Raw genomic sequence first — 21,801 nt, forward strand, 5'->3', positions numbered from 1 at the left:
TGGGATAGGAAACAAATAAAAACGATGCAAATGAGGAATTTTTATGCTTGATATTAAATGGATTCGTGAACATCCTGAAAAATTAGATGAAGCACTGAAAAATAGAGGTATTGAGCCGCAAGCAGAAAAGTTAATAAAACTTGATTTTGAACGGCGGTCACATGTTGCTAAAGTACAATTGGCGCAGGAGCGTCGTAATGCGATTTCAAAAGAAATAGGGCGAGCTTTAGCTGCATGTGATCAGGAAATGGGTGAACGTCTTAAAGCTGAGATTGAAGAGATTAAAGCATTTCTGTCTTCTGCTACAGTGGAGGAAAAGCGGTTGACTGAAAGTTTTGAGAAAGCTCTTTCAAGACTTCCGAATATTCCATTTGATGATGTTCCAAAAGGTAAAGATGAAAATGATAATGTTGTTATTAGACATTTTGGTATAGCTCCGACAATGGATTTTGCACCAAAGGAACATTTTGATCTTGGCCAAAATCTTAAACAGATGGACTTTGAGCGAGCCAGCCGTTTATCAGGGGCACGTTTTACAGTACTTTCAGGGGCATTGGCACGACTTGAACGTGCTTTGGGGCAATTTATGCTTGATTTACATGTTGAAGAGCATGGTTATACAGAGGTTTCTGTGCCTGTTCTTGTTCGTGATGAGATTGTTTACGGAGTTGCTCAATTGCCAAAATTTGCTGATGATCTTTTTCGGACGATAGATGGCCGATGGCTTATTTCTACAGGAGAAGTACCATTAACTAATTTGGTAAATAATGAAATTCTTGAGATATCAGATTTACCACTGCGATTTTCTTCTTTGACGCCTTGTTTTCGCTCGGAAGCGGGATCTGCAGGTCGAGATACGCGCGGCATGTTGCGTCAACACCAGTTTTGGAAGGTAGAAATGGTATCAATTACCACTGAAGAGCAGTCTTTAATAGAATTGGAACGTATGACAGAGTGTGCAGAAGAGGTGCTGAAGCGTCTTGGTTTGCCTTTTCGTACGGTGGTTCTTTCTACTGGTGATATGGGATTTGCTGCACGTAAAACTTACGACATTGAAGTTTGGCTTCCTGGTCAAGGATGTTATCGTGAAATTTCCAGTTGTTCAGTCTGTGGGGATTTTCAAGGCCGACGCATGAATGCTCGATATCGTAAAGAAGGTGATAAAGCATTACACTTTGTTCATACTCTTAATGGTTCTGGTACAGCTGTTGGACGTTGTCTTATCGCTATTCTTGAGAATTATCAGCAAGCTGATGGATCAATTATTGTTCCGGATGTTTTACAACCCTATATGAAAGGCGTACGTTGTATTACTATGTAATTTTTCAAGAGGAGAGCCGGTATGTGTTTATTGCTGAAAGATGCTGGTATACAAATGCGAAGTTTTGCTGTTTTAGGAAAAAGAGGTTTTATATACAGTAAGGTAGCTATTCCATTGGAGATCGAATGACACTATGGGGCAGAAAAGTATTTTACAATTTCGTGAAGAATTGGCTGGCCTTGTATTGAAAATGCGCAGTAAAGGAATTGATGATGTGCGCTTTTTTGCAGCATTTGAGAAAATTCCGCGTCAACAGTTTGTTTCTGCTCCTTGGTTAAACAGTGCTTATGATAATAAAGTTATTCCAATTGAGTGTGGTGAATATATTGAGCGTTTGGAAGAGCAGCTTTTGATTCTTTCTGCGTTGTCGTTAAAAAAAAAGCATCGTGTTTTAGAAATTGGTACAGGATCTGGTTTTTGTACTGCGCTTATGGCGTGTCTAAGTGACCGTGTCACAACAATTGATCGTTATAAAACACTGATTAATCTAGCGCGCCAAAAATTTCAAATCTTGGGAATTGAAAATATTGTTCTCCATCAGATTGACGGAAGCTGTCCTGTTACAGATTTTGGATCATTTGATCGTATTCTTATTTGGCCATCACGTTCTGATGAACCAAGGGAATTTTTAGAGCTTTTAGCTGAAAATGGGATTCTTATTCAAGCGATAGGACCCAATGAAGGGGTACAAAAAGTAACGCGTTATACAAAAAATGGCAGTCAATTTGAATGTTTAGAAATGTTTCAAGTACGTTATCAGCCCTTTATTAAAGGCATTGCAGAAATACTTTAATTTTAAAATTAAAGGTATGAAGCAAACTGTTTTAGCTTTTTAATTCACGATAAATCCGCTTTGAGCTTATTATAGAGATATTTATGAATAAAATATCTAATTTTAACTCTTAGGTAATACTAAAAAGCTTTAATAGAATGAGTTGAGCATTGATGAGTGAGCAAAACTATGTGTTTAAAAGTTTTGGATAATGTTTTTAGGCATAATTTTTGGAGAATAGCTTGTTTAGCAGTGGTAACGGTTTTTTTTGGGTGTAGTTCCGGTACGCAGCGTTTTACTCATAATTTTTCTAGTCATACGGTATCTACTCGCTCAAATATGTCTACAACTCCTGTAAATCCGCAAATGCTATCGTATAGTGGCATAATACAAAGCACTGAATTGCCCCCCGTAGAGTCAAGTGCTGATTCGTTATCTGATGGAAATATTCCACATAATTATTCACGACAAGACGCGACATCTTCTCCGGAACGTCAGGTTATGGGAGCATTGCCACGCAATCTTGGCACATTGTCCCGTTCACAAATGGACCATTTTCCTGTTTTTCAGAAAAATTCTTACATTGTACAGAATGGGGATACATTATTAAGCATTGCACGGCAAGTAGGGGTCAGTGTTGAGTCATTAAAATTAGCAAATGGTATAAGCAGTAATTCCATTTATATTGGTCAGGTTCTTATGATCCCAAGCAAGCATACATTAGCCGCTTCAAATATCCACAAGGATGATTGGAGGGGATCAACAACAAAACCTTCATTTCAGGCTCAATCGATGTCTTCCATAGGTTATAAAAGAGCTCAACCTTATAAAAATAGAACTTCGATAGTAACTGTACCCTCTGCAGAGATAAATGGGGAAAATACAAATATTGAGAAGAATTCTTCTGGGCAAATAACGCAATTGAGTCATGAAACTAGTTTTTCGGATGCTATAAAGAATAAGGATAATGTTTTTACTCCGCAAGCCACAGGAATTGCCAAGATGCGTTGGCCAGTGCGAGGACGTTTATTAAGCCAGTTTGGTCAAAAAAAAGGAACTACAATTAATCGAGGTATAGACATTTCTGTGCCTGAAGGCTCATCTGTAAAAGCTGCGGAAAATGGTGTTGTTATCTATGCAGGTGATGGATTGAAAGAACTCGGCAACGTTGTTATGATCCGGCATGAAAACAATATTGTTACTGTTTATGGATCTAATAGTAAGCTTGTTGTTAATAAAGGACAAAGGATACGACGTGGGGATGAGATTGCTAAGTCTGGTGTTTCAGGAAATATTAAAATTCCACGTGTTTATTTTGGGGTGTATAAGGATTTATTACCTGTTGACCCTATAAAATATTTGGAAAACTAATTTATGATGACTGTATTTTAAAAATCTGTAGTCTATACAGATTTCAAGAAAAACAATTAATTTGCGTAACCAATAGTATTTTAACAAGCACATCACACATCACACATCGCATGAGAGTCAAAAGTTGAGCTCATCGAAGAGGAAAAGACTATTTTCTACTATTTATTTCTCTAATTAGTGAAGATATTTATGTTATATAAAGAAAAATAAATCTATTTTTAAAAAGTTTTTTTCTCATTGTCTTTTGTCTCTTAAGAATTTATTGCCTTTCTATAAAGTTATGATTACAGTACTCAGTTGTTGTTTCGTGGGATAATTCTCTAGGAAAGCTTTTTTGAACTAAGAGTTTATTTTAGTAGAGTAGGGAAATACCTGAAGTTTAATATAGGAGATAAAAATGTTTATTACTGATGCTTATGCTCAAGTTGCAGACGGTGTTTCCAATGGAACCTCACTTCTTAGTTTCGCCCCATTCATTCTGATTTTTGCAATTATGTATTTTCTTATGATTCGCCCACAGCGTGCGCAAATGAAAAAGCGGCAGGAAATGCTTAATGCTGTGCGCAGGGGTGATACAGTTATAACGGGTGGTGGTATTATCGGAAAGGTTATAAAGGTTTACGATGAGAGCGGTGAATTAGAAGTTGAAATTGGTGATGGTATGCATATTCGCGTTGTTCGTTCAACATTAACCGATGTACGCGTTAAAGGTGAACCGGTTGCTGAAAAAAAATCGAAACTTAATGCTCAAACAAAAAAGCCGCGAAAATCTAAGTCTAAAATTGCAATGAAGGAAAATGTGGATATTTCTAAAGAGAAAAAAACTATGTCAAAGGGAAAAGAATCTTAAAAATATAATTGCAGTTTATTATGTTTTTTTACAACGCATTTTTATAAAAGTTTGTGGCTTTTGTATAAAAATGATATCATTAGAGAAAGATTTTTATAGCCGAGAAAGGAGCCTTTTGTTTGTGGAGTTTTTCGGGAAATTTTTCTATTTTTGAAGAATGTTATTGTTTTTGTATGATACCGGTTTTTTGCGCAAATAAGCTGAGATAAGTTTCTCTTTTAAAGATGAGTTTGTTTAAATAGATGCAGCGTTTAACTACAGCTTATTATGAATTTTTCATATATTTATTGTATTGCTAAAAGAGTATTTTGTATAAAAGATTTTGCGACATTATTACACAGCGTACAATGAATATATCAGTACTTATTATAAGTTCTTTACGTGGCTTTAAGCAATAAAGAAAAATGTAATTGGGTTTCTAAAGATAGAGGATGCTTACTTATGTTTCGCGCAATCCAAATCCGTGAAGCACATTTTCCAGGGCGTGTTCCTATTGATGCTTATGGAAATGGTGGATTTCGTTTTGCTGATATGTCGCATAGAGGTTCTATAATTTGTGTACCATCAGGTATTTATGGTATTGATATGGCAAGCCCTATTCCCACCCAAGAAGATATGTCTCGTATTTTAAAGGAATCATTTAAGATTGAAGTTTTATTAATAGGTACTGGGGTTGAATTATTGCGCTTACCTGAAGAGTTACGGATGCTTTTAGCGGAAAAGCGTATTTCATCAGATACAATGAGTACGGGAGCAGCAGTGCGCACATTTAATGTTTTATTAGCTGAAAATCGTGCAGTAGCTGCGTTGTTATTTGCGGTAGAATGATAAACTGTTTATCAATAAATTCCTTAATCATGAATAGCTCAATAGCATTTTTCAACAGTTTAAGTTTGTTCGTTCATGGGGCAAGGAAAGAACTTTGGTAATCTATCAATTGCTAGATCATCAGGTGTACATTCCTTTAAAGTATGAAATAACATAAAATTGTTCTAAATTTTATGTTGGATCTTCAAACTATCTGCATTCTTTCCAGCTTTTACAAAACAATTTATCTCATAAATTTTAAAATTTTTAGGATATAGGATTTCATTTTAATAAAAAATTGAAGGTTTACTTCATATCAATATTTTTTGCTTTGTAGAGTGATGTTGAAGTTTTGCAGTTTATAGGTCAAGCTTTGTGGAGGGAGATCATTTAGGTTTTTAGCATAGACAAAAAAATGCTTAGAAAAAAGATATTAAATTGTAATACACTGTAAAGGCGCATTTGAAGATTTACTCATATGGTTTTGTTCACTTATTTATTATCTTCAAATACGAATAAAATAAAATGTTAATTTCTAAAAGAGGAAGTTAATAGGTGTCAAAATGTTAGATTCCCTTCCTTATTGTCTTAATATTTTACGTGCTACAGATCGTGATCGCTATATATCAGTTTTGTTTGCACCTAAAAAAAAACGCAGAGCATTAGCTGCTCTTTACGCTTTTAATGTAGAGGTGTCTCGTATTCGTGAAAGTGTACACGATCCGCTTATTGGTGAGATACGATTACGTTGGTGGTATAACTCTATTGCTAATGATGAAATGCAAAATGGTCAAAATAGTCCGATTTTGAGTGATTTGCTTAGAGCAATGACGCTTTTTAATTTACCTAAGACATCTTTTTTACGTTACTGTGATGCGCATATTTCAACGCTTTATCAAAATCCGATATCTTCGCTTCATGATCTTGAGTTCTATTGTGGCGAGACAGCGGGTATAATTTTACAGCTTTCTTGCAAGATATTGGATCATAATGGGGCACAAAATTTTACAAATGCCTGTGAACACGGGGGGATTGCTCAAGGATTAAGTGGTGTGCTACGTCTTTTATCATTCATGCAATCGCGATATCAATATTATTTACCGTCTGATATGCTAAAAGCTGTAGGGGTGGATAGGAAGGACTTAGAGTTTAATCGTATCAATGATAAACAAAAATGTCATATTGTTGAAGTTATGGTAGCGTTATCGCGAGATCATTATACCAAATTTTACGAACATTCTAGTGTATTACCTAAATTTCTTAAACCAGCATTTCTTCCATTGGCAATTGTACCAGCATCTCTTGAAAAAGCGGTACATTTGGGAGCTGCACTTTTTCAAGAGAGTGCAACTTTATCACTGATTCATCGTTATTGGTTGATAACAAGGGCAGCAATAAGCGGTAGCTCTCCAAAGATTTTATAAGGACAAAAAATTTTATCAGGAATAGGAAAATCAGTAAACGTTTTAAAGTTCACAGCAGTAGTTTTGATTTAGATCCAATTGTTTTTATATAAAATTGTGAAGTCGCAAAAAATCTTATTATTTATACAAACGCTACCCATCCTTATAATAGTCAAAAAGAAACTTAAGTTTCTTTTTGACTATTATAGCAGCTCTATTTGCGATTATTATTAATAAACATCACACTCAGTTACAACATTTTTACTGGAGAGTATTGAAGATTTTATTATAAGCAGCATTATTAATTTCTAAAGGATGTTCTTTTTTAGCAATTTGTAGCATTTCTAGCTTTAGATCTTCTTTTATCATCATATCCATATTAGCACGGATATTGTATGGAAGAGTATTAGGAGTGATGTTTTGAGGTTTTGTCACGCTCTTTATTTGATAAACGATACGATTTGTTGCGACTGGACCTTTTACTATACCATAATGACCTTTTGGGCCAGAAAATAATGCGTTAACACCTTCAACGCCAAGGATTTCAGATGTATCCTGACGTCGTAGAATCTGCGTTGTTTGTTTTGTAACACCAAGTGTACGGGCAAGAGAAAGAAGACTTTTCCCTTCAGTGAGCTGTTTGAGAGTATTTTGAGCTTTTTCATCAAGAAGACGTTGAATTTCTTCACTTTTCCATTGAGAAATCGCATCTTTCTTGACTTCTTCAAGCGTTTTATCTCGGGCTGGGATAATTTTATCTACTGTATACCAAAGGTATCCACCTTTTTGAAGAAAAAGAGGATCAAGATCGATATTTTCCTCTGATTGATAGATGGAATTTAGTAAAGCATCTTTCTCGGACTCGGGTAAATCGGTGAACATCACACCTTCCATTGTTTTTCCTGTTTTATCAATGGTGATTGTGCGCATAGGCAATTTATATTGATCAGCAAGCTCCTTAAGAGAAACTCCCTCAAAACGCGCATTTTCAATTTCGGTATAATTGTTATTTATATCATCTATAGCACGATTTTTGGCAAGTTTTTGGCGAATATCGTCTTTTACTTTTTCAAAGGGAATAGAGGCTGAAGGTTCAATATGTATTACACGAATAATAACAGGACCTTGTAGATCATTGATTACGGTACTGACTTGTCCTTGTTTGAGTTCAAAAATCTCGGATGCTAGATAATGAGGAAGTTCACTTTCTGTTAGAGGCCCCTTTTTTATGTCATTGAGAGTTTTGTTTTCAGCCGCAACTAGCTTATCAAAACTCAATCCGTTTGCCATTTTTTGGGCTGCATTATCAGCAGCTTCGCGTGTACGAAATCTCAATTCTTCAATTGTACGCTTTTCAGGAGCAATAAAATGCGAGGCATTTTGAGTATAATAAGCTTTGATTTCATCTGCTGAGATATCTTGAGGTTTTTCAAGCTCAGTTGAAGTCATAGATAATAAAGAAACAGTACGGTACTCCGGGACACGAAACTTATTCTGATGAGCTTTGAACCACTTTTGCAATGTCTCTTGATCGGGATCAGGAATTGTTTTTTTGTCTTTTAGATCAATAACGAGATAATCCGCAATACGGGTTTCACCCTGATAAAGAGCCAGTGCTTTGTAAAAGAGATCTGGTGCTTTCATTCCAGATAGTGAAGCAGAAACAAGCTGATTGCGCTTTTCTTTTTTGATGTAATAATCAACAAAATTACGTTCGTTAGTGTGCAAATTTTGTAGATAGTTACGGAACAAATTTTTATCAAAAACACCATTTATTTTCAACATATTATTAGAGGCAAGAATACGGCCTATTGCGTCTTTTGAAAGACTAATTTTCATTTTACGTGCTTGTTCATCAAACAGTACATTTTGTTGCAATTGATTAAAAACAAAATCAGGTATTTTGTATTTCTGCATTTCATTTTCTGTAAACATTCGTCCAAGGTGATATGCAAGTGCAAGACGCAAGCTTTGATCAGCGAGTGCGAGGCGATAATCATCGATGGTTATTGTGGACTTTCCAGCAGTAATAAGGTTTTTTTCATTTTCGGTGTATAACTGTGGTGTTCCCCACAAAAGTATGAAGCACAAGAGCAAAATAGCGAGAAAAATCCTGAAAACCAAAGAACTTGTAGTATTTCTTATGACGTCAAGCATCGTTTAATTCCATTTTTTTGCATGGTTATTATCAAAGCAGCAATGAAATTTGCAATAAAGATGCAAAAGATGCAAGCTTAAAGATTTGCTTTCATTCTATAATCTGGTACCTAAAGACGAACAATGTGTTGGGATAGCTCTGAGGTAAAATATGTCTCTAAATATTCAGCCTTTTATTGCCGGAAATTGGAAAATGAATGGAACCAGTGAATCTCTTGGGGAGTTGCGCGCTATTGCCGCTGGTGTTAGCTCTGATTTAGGTCGTTTGTTTGAAGCACTTATTTGTGTTCCAGCAACACTTTTATCGCGTGCTTCTGATACGTTGAGCGGTGCCAATCTTCTTTTAGGAGGACAAGATTGTCATTTTGATGATTATGGTTCATACACTGGAGATATTTCAGCTTTTATGCTTAAAGAAGCAGGAGCAAGCCACGTTATTATTGGACATTCTGAACGTCGCACAGTGTATAAGGAAAATAATGCAATTGTTTGTGCTAAAGTGCAAGCGGTGTGGCGAGCAGGCCTTGTTGCTATCGTTTGTATTGGTGAGACGCTGGAAGAACGCAGAAATAATCAAGTATTAGATGTGCTGACACAACAGCTTGAGGAATCTTTGCCGGATGATGCAACAGCAGGGAATGTAATTATTGCTTATGAACCTGTATGGGCTATAGGTACAGGTAATACGGCTAGTCCAGCAGATGTTGTAGAAGTGCATAACTTTATTCGTGATGAGATGCGCTCTCGTTTTGGTGACGAAGGGAATAAAATACGTTTGCTTTATGGCGGATCAGTAAAACCATCAAATGCATTTGAGCTTTTGAGCCTTGATCATGTTAACGGTGCTCTGATAGGTGGAGCAAGCTTAAAAGCGGTTGACTTTTTATCTATTTGCGATGCTTATCGTAAATTGTAATAGAGAAATTTCACTTCTTACTTGGATTATGGGCTATTTATGTGTAAATAGCTGTGAATAGTTATTTGAAGAGCAAGGTTTATGCAAACAGTCCTTATTGTTATACATTTTTTAATTGTTATTTCTTTGGTTGTCGTTATATTAATTCAACCGTCAGAAGGTGGTGGGCTTGGTGTTAGCCATGGCTCTGGTTTGATGAAGACTCGTGGAGCAAAAAATCCGTTAACACGTTTGACCGCTATTTTGGCAGGTTGCTTTTTTGCAGTTTCTATTGGACTTACTGTGGTGTGGAGTCTATCAAATTTTAGTTCTGATGTTCTCAAGCATATTCCGGTTAATTCAGAGAAGAACTCTACAAATGAAGGAATTTCAGGAACAGCACCGTTATCACCTGAAAAATCTCAACCGTCTATTCTTGAACAGCTCGGCGGTGCTATTGCTCCATCTCAGGAACAAAAACAGTCTACAGACTTTGGCGATGAAACTCCAGTTCCCCCAATTCTTGAAGATCCAGTCCCCAATAACGCTACAGAGTAGTTTTTCGAGAGAGTATAGCTTTTAAAAAGGTGCTTGTCTCGCCTTTTTAACTTTATGGAAGAAAATTGTTTCTTTTTGCATTTTTTACTGGAAAAATCATTATAAACTGCTTATCACCATGAGCTCATGACACGTTATGTTTTTATTACTGGTGGTGTGGTTTCTTCTCTTGGGAAAGGCATCGCAGCAGCTACGTTAGCTGCGCTATTACAAGCTCGTGGATATTGTGTGCGGCTTCGCAAACTTGATCCTTATTTGAATGTTGATCCAGGCACTATGTCACCTTATCAACATGGTGAAGTATTTGTAACCGATGATGGTGCTGAGACTGATCTTGACCTTGGTCATTATGAGCGTTTTACTGGGTGCTCTGCGAATAGCCAGGATAATATTACAACCGGACGCATTTATCGCAATATCATTGAACGAGAACGGCGTGGTGATTACTTGGGAGCGACAGTTCAGGTGATTCCTCATGTTACAGATGAAATTAAGAGATTCATTACTACAGGAAATGAAGAGTTTGATTTTGTCTTGTGTGAAATAGGTGGGACGGTTGGCGATATTGAAGCAATGCCTTTTCTAGAAGCGATTCGCCAGCTTCACAACGAATTGCCAAGGCAGAATGTTGTTTATGTACATCTTACATTAATGCCTTATGTTTCTTCAGCTGGTGAATTAAAAACAAAACCAACACAACATTCCGTCAAAGAATTACAATCAATTGGTATTTTTCCCGATATTTTATTGGTGCGCTCAGATCGGCCTATTCCAGAAACAGAGCGGTGCAAATTATCGCTCTTTTGCAATGTTCGTCCGAGTGCGGTTATTCAGGCGTTGGATGTGTTGACAATTTATGATGTTCCTATGGCCTATCATAAAGAGGGACTAGATTCAGAGGTTCTTTCCGCTTTTGGGCTTGATTCGGCTCCTAAACCCAAAATGGATTGTTGGGAAGAAATTACTCATCGGATTCATCATCCCGAAGGAGAAGTTACAATTGCTGTTGTTGGGAAATATACGGGATTGAAGGATGCTTATAAGTCCCTTATTGAAGCGATTGCACATGGTGGTTTGGCTAATAAAGTGCAAGCTAATATTGAATGGATTGATGCAGAGCTTTTTGAAAGAGAAGATCCTGCGTCCTATTTACAAAAAGTTCATGGAGTTTTGGTTCCTGGTGCTTTTGGAGCTCGTGGTGCAGAAGGAAAAATTCGAGCAATTCAATTTGCGCGGGAGCGTAGGGTTCCATTTTTAGGCATTTGTTTTGGGATGCAATTGGCTTGTATAGAAGCTGCGCGCAATATTGCACAAATTGAGAATGCTTCATCAAGTGAATTTTGTAATACAGAGAATCCAGTTGTAGGTTTAATGACAGAATGGCTTAAAGGGGAGGTTCTTGAAAAGCGCACACAACTTGACAATCTTGGTGGCACAATGCGTCTTGGTGCTTTTCTCGCTGAATTAAAAGAAGATAGTCATATTGCCGAAATTTACGGAATGACAAGGATTTTTGAGCGACATCGTCATCGTTATGAGGTAAATATTGCTTATAAAGATAAACTAGAACAATGCGGTTTAATTTTTTCTGGTATGTCTCCTGATGGTATTTTACCAGAAGCAATAGAATATGCAGATCATCCTTGGTTTATTGGTGTTCAATACCATCCAGAACTAAAATCACGTCCATTTGATCCACATCCGCTTTTTTCTTCTTTTATTAAAGCCACGATAGAGCAAAGTAGGTTGGTTTAGTTTATAAATTTAGTTATTGGCTTTTGAGGAATAAAATGTTTCAACCAAATACAGTTGTAAAAGTTGGCAATGTTGTTTTTTCAAATGAAGAGCCTATTTCTTTAATTGCAGGTCCATGTCAGATGGAAAGTCGAGATCATGCTTTTGAAATGGCTGGTCGGATAAAGGCAGTTGCAGATCAAGTTGGTATTGGGTTTGTTTATAAATCTAGCTACGATAAAGCTAATAGGACGTCTCTTAGTGCGGCACGTGGCATTGGTCTTGAAAAAGCGATAGCTATCTTCTCTGATTTAAAAAAGGAGTTTGGATGCCCCGTTTTGACCGATGTGCATACAGAAGAGCAGTGTATTGCTGTGGCTTCAACGGTAGATGTTTTGCAAATACCTGCTTTTTTATGCCGTCAAACAGATCTTTTGGTAGCAGCAGCCAAAACGGGACGTATTATCAATATCAAGAAAGGTCAATTTCTAGCTCCATGGGATATGGAGAATGTTTTAAAAAAGGTTACTCAAAGCGGCAATCCTAATGTTATGCTTTGTGAGCGTGGCACTTCATTTGGTTATAATCGACTTATTTCTGATATGCGTTCATTGCCTGTTTTGCGTTCATTTGGAGCCCCTGTAATTTTTGATGCAACGCATTCTGTTCAGGAGCCGGGTGGTCAAGGTAATTCATCTGGTGGGCAGCGTCAATTTGTTGAAGTTTTGGCGCGTGCAGCTGTTTCTGTTGGGGTTGCCGGTATTTTTTTAGAAACGCATCAAGATCCAGATAATGCGCCTTCTGATGGGCTTAATATGATTGAAATTGATAAATTACAGAGATTGCTTGAGACTCTAATGGAGTTTGATTACTTGTCGAAAAAAGTAAATTGAAGCCATAATTATAGAAAATATTCCATCATTATGGAATTTAAGGTGCGTTAATTTGTTATGTAAGGAAATTTACATGAGTGTCATTGTTGATATTATTGGGCGTGAAGTTCTTGATAGCAGAGGTAATCCAACGGTGGAAGTTGATGTTCACTTGGAAGATGGAGCTTTGGGTCGTGCTATTGTTCCTTCTGGAGCGTCAACGGGTTTGCATGAAGCTGTAGAGCGACGCGATGGTGGTACGCGCTATCAAGGAAAAGGTGTTGAAAAAGCAGTTACTGCGGTAAATGGGGAAATTTTTGAGGAACTTTGTGGGCAAGATGCGAGAAATCAAAGGGCTATTGATCAAGCGATGATTGCTTTGGATGGAACGTCAAATAAAGAACGTTTTGGCGCTAATGCTATTCTTGGTGTTTCATTAGCTGTTGCAAAAGCAGCGGCAGAGTCATTGTCTTTACCTTTGTATCGTTATATTGGTGGTATTCAGGCATGCGTTCTGCCGACACCAATGATGAATATTATTAATGGTGGTGTTCATGCTGATAACCCCATTGATTTTCAAGAATTTATGATTATTCCTGTCGGGGCAGGTACATTGAAAGAAGCCATACGTTACGGCGCTGAAGTTTTTCATACATTAAAAAAACGTTTAAAGGATGTAGGTTATAATACTAATGTTGGTGACGAAGGTGGTTTTGCACCTCAATTGAAAAGTGCTGAGCAAGCAATTGATTTAATTATGGAATCTATCATGGCATGCGGATACAAGCCAGGCGAGCAAATTGCTATTGGTTTAGATTGCGCTGCAACAGAGTTTTATCACAATGGTTCTTATTTGTATAAAGGTGAAGGGAAGCGTCGTGATGTTGAAGAGCAGGTAGATTATTTGGCTCATCTTGTTCAGACTTATCCCATTATTACGATTGAAGATGGGATGGCTGAGGATGATTGGGAAGGTTGGAAATTACTTACTGATTCAATTGGTAAAAAATGTCAACTTGTTGGTGATGATTTGTTTGTTACTAACGCAGCTCGCCTTCGTGATGGCATCAAGATGGGGGTTGCTAATTCTATTCTTATTAAAGTTAATCAAATTGGTACGTTAAGTGAGACGCTTGATGCCGTAGAAACAGCTCATAAAGCAGGTTATCGTGCTATCATATCTCATCGTTCAGGTGAAACAGAGGATGTTTTCATTGCTGATCTTGCGGTTGCAACGAATTGTGGGCAAATTAAAACTGGTTCACTTGCACGCTCAGATAGGTTAGCAAAATACAATCAGCTCATTCGTATTGAAGAGATGCTAGGAGAACAGGCAAATTATGCTGGTGTTTTGCATCGTTGATGATTGTAAGCATAAGATATTAATTTTTATATTATGATTTAATTATTTAATAAATATTTTTAGCAAAAAATTGCATAGGGGATAAGTTGAAAGGTGTGGTTGTTAATTAAAATCAAGAAAGCTATTTAATTGCATGTAATAATGGTAAGGGTTATAGGTTTGTATTCCCGGTTTGGTTAGAAAGAGTTCTATAGGAGATCTGAGATATTGTTGATTTTTATGCGGTGATGGTGTTATTAATTTTTTTTAGAGATATTAGGTATTCGCCGCTTTATGGTTACCAGAATTGGGACAGGTGTTTTGTGCTCATTTCTATTGGATTTATGATCAGTGGAATTTAGATGCTGATTGATTTTATACTTATTGCGACTAGAGAATTTCTGACAAAAGTGAAAATAAAGTCACAAGTTAAAAGATCTATTAGTTTAACCTATTGTTTTTTATTATATATGTGCAATAACTTTTAGGTGGTGAAAATGAGAGGCATAATTATTAGTCAAGATCAAGGAACTTATCTTGTTTCGGGGGATGATGGTAAACGTTATCAATTTGCAACTTGGGATTGGTTAGGAAAAAATTCACCTAGAATTGGCGATATAATTGATTTTGTGTGTGAAGGTGATACTATCAATTCTGTTTTTCCATTGTTGCAACAAGGTGCAGAACATTCAAGGGTAATGTTTGCACTTATTTGTTGGTTCGCTGGTCTGTTTGGTGTTCATCGTTTTATGGTTGGTAAAGTGGGAACCGGTGCTTTAATGCTTGTTTTATCTTTATCATTTGTTGGTGTGATGATTACTGGAATTTGGGCAATTATTGACTTTATAGTTATTGTTGCAGGGAAATTTACAGATAAAAACGGGAATCAAATTACACATTGGTAGAAATTTTTTATTATAATGTAACTCATTTTTAATATACGATTGAAATATAAATTACAGTGAATGTTGTTTACTTTCATTTTTGGTAAATATACTAAACTTATAATAGAATGTTTATTTTATATATATACATTTATAATAATATATTATTAAAAATTAATTGCAGTTAAATAAAGATGCTTTAAAGTACTGTACTATTTTATCTGGAAGAGCAGAAGTGCAAATTGATTGAAGTGTGATTTACATTACTGTTTTAGTGATGGTGTTTAAGCTATCCTAGTCACCGCATTTGCCATGGTAAGTATGGATTGTATTCACGCAGTGACGTTGACCAATATATATTGTATCGTTTTAGATGATAGTAAGCATTATAAATTTGTGTTCCTGAGTTGGTTAAGAAAAACTTTGCTAAGAGCTTGTTATCCATTGTTTTTTATGTAAAAATGCTGTGATTAGGTCTGTTTTTGCCTTTCTTAAGCGAATGACACTAAGATTATCGAGAGTGTTTTTAGCGATTGTGTATTGGTTTTTGAGTATATTGGATCTTTACCGCTTTATGATTTCTAAAATTGGAATATGTTTCATTCTATCTGGAACAACCATTGGATTGACTGTGGCTGTTCTTTGAACATTTATTGATTTTATAAGCATTTTAAGAAGGGGGGTGCAGCAAAATGAGCTAAAGCCCCAAATTAGTGGATACTGAACATTGTAATATAATAGAATATTATAATTTAAAATAGGTAATATGGTATAGCTTTGTTTGTAGGGGTATCCAGTTTATATAATAAATTATTTGAGCATCTGGATTTGGTAATAAGGTGTTAATCGAACTTGTGCATAGTTTGGTAAAGTATCAATATGATTGTGCTGTAAGGGCTGTGCTATTTTATGTGGACAAAGCAAAAACGCAGATCGATCAGAATGCGCTTTGTACTACCATTTATAACAGTGGGAGTTCTGAGCTATTTCAGTTATCACATTTATCATGGTGAATATGGGTTGTATTCACTCATTGAAGTTAATCGACATATTGTAGAGTTAGAAGAGGAACTTCATAAAGTGGAATCTGAAAAAATATTTATTGAAAAGCGTATTGCTCTTTTACGAAATGGGCATATTGAAAAGGATATGTTAGATGAGTATGTTCGGGGGAGTTTAAATTTTTCCAAGCCAAATGAATTAACAATCCTAATCCCTTGTAAATGATAAAAATAAGTTAGAGATGCTTAATTTCAAAAAATATTTTGAAATAATTGCTTATGATATCACCAGATCTTGGTGATAACGCTTGTAACTTTTGTCTGTAGAGGTTATTTCTGTTTAATCGTAAAAGGGAGTATAATATGGCAGAACAGCTAAAAAAAAATTCTGCGTCGGTAGCGTATCCTAAATTATCAGATACCATAAAAGTAGTGCAAGCCGCTAATTTTACAAAAGAAGAGGAAATTTGTTCCTACCGTAAAATGCTTTTGATTCGTCGTTTTGAAGAAAAAGCGGGGCAACTTTATGGAATGGGGCTTATAGGTGGTTTTTGTCACCTCTATATAGGGCAGGAAGCTGTTGTTGTTGGAACATTGAAGGCAGCAAAAGAAGGTGATCAGGTTATCACGTCTTATCGTGATCACGGACATATGTTGGCAGTAGGTATGAGTCCACGTGGTGTAATGGCAGAGTTAACAGGGCGTCAAGGTGGTTTTTCAAAGGGAAAAGGGGGCTCGATGCATATGTTTTCTAAAGAAAAGAATTTTTACGGTGGGCATGGTATCGTCGGTGCACAGGTTCCTATTGGTACTGGGTTAGCATTTTCGAATCAATATCTTGGCAAAGATAAAGTGACGCTGGTTTATTTTGGTGATGGTGCTGCAAATCAGGGGCAAGTTTACGAAAGTTTTAATATGGCTTCCCTTTGGAAACTTCCTGTTGTGTATATTATTGAAAATAATCAGTATGCTATGGGGACGTCAGTTGCGCGTGCATCTGCCGAGACGGACTTTTCTCGTCGAGGTATTTCTTTTGAAATACCGGGTATTGTTGTTGACGGTATGGATATTCGCGTGGTTAAGGGAGCTGCTGATGAAGCAATTTCTTGGGCACGTTCAGGTAAAGGACCAATCATTCTTGATATGCAGACTTATCGCTACCGAGGGCATTCTATGTCTGATCCAGCAAAGTATCGTTCAAAGGAAGAAGTTCAAAAAATAAAAGAGGAACATGATCCGATTGATCAGGCAAAAAGTCGGATTCTGAAACAGGGTTGGGCAAGCGAAGACGATTTAAAGTCTATTGATAAAGAAGTGCGTGCGATTGTGACTGATGCAGCAGATTTTGCACAAAATGATAAAGAGCCGGATACTTCTGAGCTTTATACTGATGTTTTAGTTTGACGCAAGGGGAGCGAATATGTCTATTAATATTTTGATGCCAGCACTTTCGCCAACGATGGAAGAGGGTAAGTTATCTAAATGGCTCAAAAAAGAAGGTGATAAAGTTAGCTCTGGTGATGTAATTGCTGAGATTGAAACTGATAAAGCAATGATGGAAGTAGAAGCTATTGATGAAGGTATTCTTGGTAAAATTTTTGTATCTGAAGGTTCTGAAGGTGTGAAGGTTAACAGCATCATTGCTGTATTGTTAGAAGATGGTGAAAGTGCTGAAGATGTTTCGCAGAATGCTAATTCTTTAAATATTCATCAAAAATCTGAGGCGGGATCCTCATCTTTTTCTTCATCAATGCCTTCCCCTCCTGCTTTTGATGTTATATCTGATCCTGATATTCCTATAGGGACCAAAATGGTTACGATGACGGTTCGTGAAGCGCTTAATCAAGCTATGGCTGAAGAGATGCGGCGTGATGAAATGGTTTTTCTGATGGGAGAAGAAGTCGCAGAGTATCAAGGTGCTTATAAAGTTAGCCAAGGTTTATTGGAAGAGTTTGGTGCGCGCCGAGTTATTGATACACCAATTACAGAACATGGTTTTGCAGGGTTGGCAGTTGGTGCTGCGTTTGGAGGGTTACGTCCCATTGTTGAGTTTATGACGTTTAATTTTGCTATGCAGGCTATCGATCAAATTATAAATTCTGCAGCAAAAACTCGTTATATGTCAGGTGGGCAAATGTCTGCTCCTATGGTTTTTCGTGGTCCTAATGGTGCGGCTGCACGTGTTGGTGCTCAGCATTCTCAATGTTATGCCGCTTGGTATAGTCATATACCAGGTTTGAAAGTTGTTATGCCGTATAGTGCTGCAGATGCAAAAGGTTTGCTAAAGGCTGCTATTCGTGATTGTAATCCTGTTATTTTTCTTGAAAACGAAATTTTATATGGTTATCAGTTTGAGGTGCCAGAAATAGATGATTTTGTTTTGCCTATTGGTAAGGCACGTATTCATAAGCTTGGTCAAGATGTTACGATTGTGGCGTGTGGGATTGGGATGCATTATGCCGTTCAAGCATTGCCGGAGATCGAAAAGCTTGGTATTGATGTAGAATTGATTGACTTACGAACCATTCGTCCGATGGATCTTCCGACAATTCTTTCTTCTGTAAAGAAGACAGGTCGTTTGGTGACAGTTGAGGAAGGCTATCCTCAATCATCTGTTGGGACTGAAATAGCAACGCGGGTTATGCAGCAAGCTTTTGATTATCTTGATGCACCAGTTGCTACAGTTGCTAGCAAAGATGTCCCGATGCCTTATGCTGCTAATCTTGAAAAGTTAGCTTTACCTAGCACTGTTGAAATTCTTGAAGCCGTTAAGGCTGTGACTTATAAAGCGTAACGAAGGAAAGCACTATGCCCATTAAAATTACAATGCCTGCGCTTTCTCCTACGATGGAAGAGGGGAACTTATCGAAGTGGAATGTTAAGGAGGGAGATAAGGTTTCCTCAGGGGATGTGATTGCTGAAATTGAGACTGATAAGGCAACAATGGAAGTAGAGGCTGTTGATGAAGGGACAGTCGCTAAGATTGTTGTTCCTTCTGGAACACAGGGAGTTAAAGTCAATACTTTAATTGCTATTTTAGCAGAAGAAGGTGAAGATATAGTTGAAGCTGCAAAAGTTACAGAAAAAAAACTTACTTCGCTTACTGTCAAAGAATCAGAAAATACGAAACAAGCAGATTCAAAGGTAGTGACACATGTATCTCATGTATCACCAGAGCGGCAATTAATACAACAAGATGAAAAGACGAAGCGTTTTTTTGCTTCTCCTTTAGCTCGACGATTAGCGGTTCAGAAAGGTCTTGATTTATCGCTTATTTCTGGTAGCGGTCCGCATGGGCGTATTATTAAGCGTGATATAGAAAAAGCCGTAAATAGTGGTATTTTGGGAGCTTCTTCTTCATTCCAAATTGAACAGTTTGTAGCTGCAGATTCTTCTGACAAACAGATATTAAAACTCTTTAAAGAGGATGAATATACATTTGCACCTCATAATAATATGCGCGCAACAATCGCTAGGCGTTTGGTTGAATCGAAACAAAAAGTACCGCACTTTTATGTAACAGTAGATTGTGAGCTCGATATGTTATTGGAATTACGTGCTCAAATAAATTCTGCGGCTCCGATGGTTAAAACGCAGGAAGGGTCTAAGCCTGCTTATAAAATTTCAGTTAATGATATGGTTATTAAAGCAGTGGCACTTTCTTTAAAGGCTGTTCCTGATACTAATGTATCTTGGCTTGAAGGGGGGCTTCTTCATCATAAACATTGTGACATTGGGGTCGCTGTTTCTGTTTCGAATGGGTTAATTACACCAATTGTTCGCCATGCAGAAGAAAAATCTTTGTCAATGATTTCAAATGAGATGAAAGATTTGATAAAGCGTGCACGTGAACGTAAGCTAAAAATGGAGGAATATCAGGGGGGGACAACGGCTGTTTCAAATATGGGGATGTATGGTGTAAAAAGCTTTTCTGCAATTCTTAATCCTCCGCATGCGACAATTTTTGCGATTGGTGCGGGCGAACGGCGTGCAATTGTTAAAAATGATACATTAACTGCTGCAACAGTCATGTCTGTTACACTTTCTGCGGATCATCGTGCTATTGACGGTGCGTTAGCTGCAGAGCTTGCTCAAACCTTTAAAAAAATGATTGAAAGTCCACTGGCGATGTTGATTTGAGGAATTTAAAAGTGCTTCACATAGTTATGTGTGATAGTGGTGTGTTAATATAACAAAAACGGATTTAAAGAACTTGATTAGTAGCATTGTCACCTCTTCTAATGTTGGTAAAAAACATTTGTGTTAAACTTATAGTGAGGGATGCAAGGGGGGTGTCTTTGCGTTTGCTCTTAGTCTCAAGTTTTGAAAGTACATGTTCGTTTTTTGTATGTCCATGGAGGAATGACTGTGGCAAATCTTTATGATGTAATTGTTATTGGCTCAGGGCCTGGCGGATATGTAACTGCAATTCGTGCAGCGCAGTGTGGCTTCAAAACCGCGATTGTTGAGCGCGAACACTTGGGTGGGATTTGTTTAAATTGGGGCTGTATTCCAACAAAAGCACTTTTGCGCTCAGCGGAAATAAAGCATTTTGCTGAACATGCGAAAGATTATGGTTTGAAGCTTAACGGTTCAGTTGAGGCAAATATCAATGATGTTGTGGCACGTTCGCGCGGTGTTTCTGCGCGTTTAAATGCTGGTGTTAATTTTTTAATGAAAAAAAACAAAATTGATCTCATATGGGGAGAAGCGAAGCTTACTAAGGCAACCAAAGGAAATCAGCCGGCAGAAATTATGGTTTTTCCATCTTCAAAGCCAATTATGCAACCCCAAAATCCAGTACCTAAGGGAACATTAGGAGAGGGTTCTTATTGCGCAAAACACATAATTATTGCAACTGGTGCACGTCCTCGTTCTCTTCCCAATATTGAGCCAGATGGAAAACTTATTTGGACCTATTTTGAGGCTATGATTCCGCAAGTAATTCCGAAGTCACTTTTAGTCATGGGCTCTGGAGCAATTGGCATTGAATTTGCTTCTTTTTACAATTCTATGGGAACCGAGGTAACGGTTGTTGAAATGATGCCCCATATCATGCCGGCTGAAGACGCTGAAATTTCAGCATTCGTTAAACAACAACTAGAGAAAAAAGGTATCCACATTTTTACTGAAGCAAAAGTAACAAAGGTTGAAAAAGCTTCTGATTTTGTTACTGCGCATATTGATGTTAAGGGTAAGATAAAGAAAATTACAGCGGACCGATTAATTTCAGCTGTTGGGGTTCAGGGTAATATTGAAAACCTTGGATTAGAAGCCCTAGATGTAAAAACCAATCGCGGGTGTATTGTAACTGATGAATGGGGTTGGACAGGTGTGGAAGGTATTTATGCTATTGGTGATGTAGCTGGTCCTCCTATGTTGGCACATAAAGCAGAAGAAGAAGGCGTGATATGTATTGAACATCTCGCTGGTTTAAAAAATGCTCATCCGTTGGATAAGAAAAAAATTCCAGGATGTACATATTGCACACCACAAGTTGCTTCTGTTGGACTTTCAGAAATGGCTGCTAAAGATGCAGGTTATGATATCCGTATTGGTCGTTATTCCTTTTCCGCTAATGGAAAGGCGATTGCTTTAGGGGAAGATCAGGGATTAGTTAAAACCATTTTTGATAAAAAAACGGGACAACTTCTTGGTGCCCATATGGTCGGGGCAGAAGTAACAGAGCTAATTCAAGGTTTTGTCGTTGCCATGAATCTTGAGACAACTGAAGAAGAGTTGATGCATACCGTTTTTCCACATCCAACGTTATCAGAAATGATGAAAGAGAGTGTATTAGATGCATATGATCAAGTTTTGAATGCTTAATAGCT

The 21,801-nt window shown here is 37.2% G+C and carries 18 protein-coding genes; 17 read left to right on the forward strand and 1 reads right to left on the reverse strand.

Annotation, left to right across the window (positions count from 1 at the left end; genetic code table 11):
* Positions 1-43: 43 nt before the first annotated feature.
* The 6 genes from serS to WCP76_RS02635 all read left to right on the forward strand — a co-directional run bounded on the left by serS (position 44) and on the right by WCP76_RS02635 (position 6,545).
* Positions 44-1,321 (forward strand): serine--tRNA ligase, encoded by a 1,278-nt coding sequence (gene serS / locus WCP76_RS02610; RefSeq protein WP_336294143.1) that lies wholly within the window; start codon positions 44-46, stop codon positions 1,319-1,321.
* Positions 1,322-1,454: 133 nt separating this feature from the next.
* The gene (locus tag WCP76_RS02615) at positions 1,455-2,114 is read left to right on the forward strand and encodes a protein-L-isoaspartate(D-aspartate) O-methyltransferase (RefSeq protein WP_336294144.1); all 660 of its coding nucleotides are present in this window, start codon (positions 1,455-1,457) and stop codon (positions 2,112-2,114) included.
* A gap of 168 nt (positions 2,115-2,282) precedes the next feature.
* Positions 2,283-3,464 carry a peptidoglycan DD-metalloendopeptidase family protein gene (locus tag WCP76_RS02620; RefSeq protein WP_336294145.1) on the forward strand — a complete coding sequence of 394 codons (1,182 nt, stop codon included), beginning with the start codon at positions 2,283-2,285 and terminating at the stop codon, positions 3,462-3,464.
* Between the two features lie 397 nt (positions 3,465-3,861).
* Positions 3,862-4,314: a preprotein translocase subunit YajC gene (gene yajC / locus WCP76_RS02625; RefSeq protein ID WP_336294146.1), complete on the forward strand. Its 453-nt coding sequence runs from the start codon at positions 3,862-3,864 to the stop codon at positions 4,312-4,314.
* Between the two features lie 441 nt (positions 4,315-4,755).
* Positions 4,756-5,142 (forward strand): Mth938-like domain-containing protein, encoded by a 387-nt coding sequence (locus tag WCP76_RS02630; protein ID WP_336294147.1) that lies wholly within the window; start codon positions 4,756-4,758, stop codon positions 5,140-5,142.
* A gap of 542 nt (positions 5,143-5,684) precedes the next feature.
* Complete coding sequence (locus WCP76_RS02635; protein WP_336294148.1) at positions 5,685-6,545, forward strand: phytoene/squalene synthase family protein; 861 nt, start codon at positions 5,685-5,687, stop codon at positions 6,543-6,545.
* Positions 6,546-6,785: 240 nt separating this feature from the next.
* Here WCP76_RS02635 and WCP76_RS02640 read toward each other — a convergent pair whose 3' ends face one another.
* On the reverse strand, positions 6,786-8,681 hold the full coding sequence (locus WCP76_RS02640; protein ID WP_336294149.1) for a peptidyl-prolyl cis-trans isomerase: 1,896 nt from the start codon (positions 8,679-8,681) through the stop codon (positions 6,786-6,788).
* Positions 8,682-8,832: 151 nt separating this feature from the next.
* Here WCP76_RS02640 and tpiA point away from each other — a divergent pair, with 151 nt between their 5' ends.
* The 11 genes from tpiA (at position 8,833) to lpdA (ending at position 21,796) form a co-directional block, all read left to right on the forward strand.
* Positions 8,833-9,597 (forward strand): triose-phosphate isomerase, encoded by a 765-nt coding sequence (gene tpiA, locus WCP76_RS02645; RefSeq protein WP_336294150.1) that lies wholly within the window; start codon positions 8,833-8,835, stop codon positions 9,595-9,597.
* 81 nt (positions 9,598-9,678) lie between these two features.
* Positions 9,679-10,134, forward strand: a complete 456-nt coding sequence (secG, locus tag WCP76_RS02650) for a preprotein translocase subunit SecG (RefSeq protein ID WP_336294151.1) — start codon at positions 9,679-9,681, stop codon at positions 10,132-10,134.
* Positions 10,135-10,260: 126 nt separating this feature from the next.
* The gene (gene pyrG / locus WCP76_RS02655; protein ID WP_336294152.1) at positions 10,261-11,889 is read left to right on the forward strand and encodes a CTP synthase; all 1,629 of its coding nucleotides are present in this window, start codon (positions 10,261-10,263) and stop codon (positions 11,887-11,889) included.
* Positions 11,890-11,924: 35 nt separating this feature from the next.
* Complete coding sequence (kdsA, locus tag WCP76_RS02660) at positions 11,925-12,761, forward strand: 3-deoxy-8-phosphooctulonate synthase (RefSeq protein WP_336294153.1); 837 nt, start codon at positions 11,925-11,927, stop codon at positions 12,759-12,761.
* 73 nt (positions 12,762-12,834) lie between these two features.
* Entirely contained in the window at positions 12,835-14,103 is a 1,269-nt protein-coding gene (gene eno, locus WCP76_RS02665; protein ID WP_336294154.1) for a phosphopyruvate hydratase, read from the forward strand.
* Positions 14,104-14,579: 476 nt separating this feature from the next.
* Positions 14,580-14,987: a TM2 domain-containing protein gene (locus tag WCP76_RS02670; protein ID WP_336294155.1), complete on the forward strand. Its 408-nt coding sequence runs from the start codon at positions 14,580-14,582 to the stop codon at positions 14,985-14,987.
* An 888-nt stretch (positions 14,988-15,875) separates the two neighbouring features.
* The gene (locus WCP76_RS02675; RefSeq protein ID WP_336294156.1) at positions 15,876-16,193 is read left to right on the forward strand and encodes an FtsB family cell division protein; all 318 of its coding nucleotides are present in this window, start codon (positions 15,876-15,878) and stop codon (positions 16,191-16,193) included.
* A gap of 137 nt (positions 16,194-16,330) precedes the next feature.
* Complete coding sequence (gene pdhA, locus WCP76_RS02680) at positions 16,331-17,371, forward strand: pyruvate dehydrogenase (acetyl-transferring) E1 component subunit alpha (RefSeq protein ID WP_336294157.1); 1,041 nt, start codon at positions 16,331-16,333, stop codon at positions 17,369-17,371.
* 16 nt (positions 17,372-17,387) lie between these two features.
* The gene (locus WCP76_RS02685) at positions 17,388-18,761 is read left to right on the forward strand and encodes a pyruvate dehydrogenase complex E1 component subunit beta (protein ID WP_336294158.1); all 1,374 of its coding nucleotides are present in this window, start codon (positions 17,388-17,390) and stop codon (positions 18,759-18,761) included.
* A gap of 14 nt (positions 18,762-18,775) precedes the next feature.
* Complete coding sequence (locus WCP76_RS02690; protein WP_336294159.1) at positions 18,776-20,107, forward strand: pyruvate dehydrogenase complex dihydrolipoamide acetyltransferase; 1,332 nt, start codon at positions 18,776-18,778, stop codon at positions 20,105-20,107.
* Between the two features lie 228 nt (positions 20,108-20,335).
* Positions 20,336-21,796, forward strand: a complete 1,461-nt coding sequence (gene lpdA, locus WCP76_RS02695; protein ID WP_336294160.1) for a dihydrolipoyl dehydrogenase — start codon at positions 20,336-20,338, stop codon at positions 21,794-21,796.
* Positions 21,797-21,801 lie beyond the last annotated feature (5 nt).

Origin of the sequence: Bartonella vaga, assembly GCF_037070895.1 — a bacterium.
Classification (GTDB): domain Bacteria; phylum Pseudomonadota; class Alphaproteobacteria; order Rhizobiales; family Rhizobiaceae; genus Bartonella.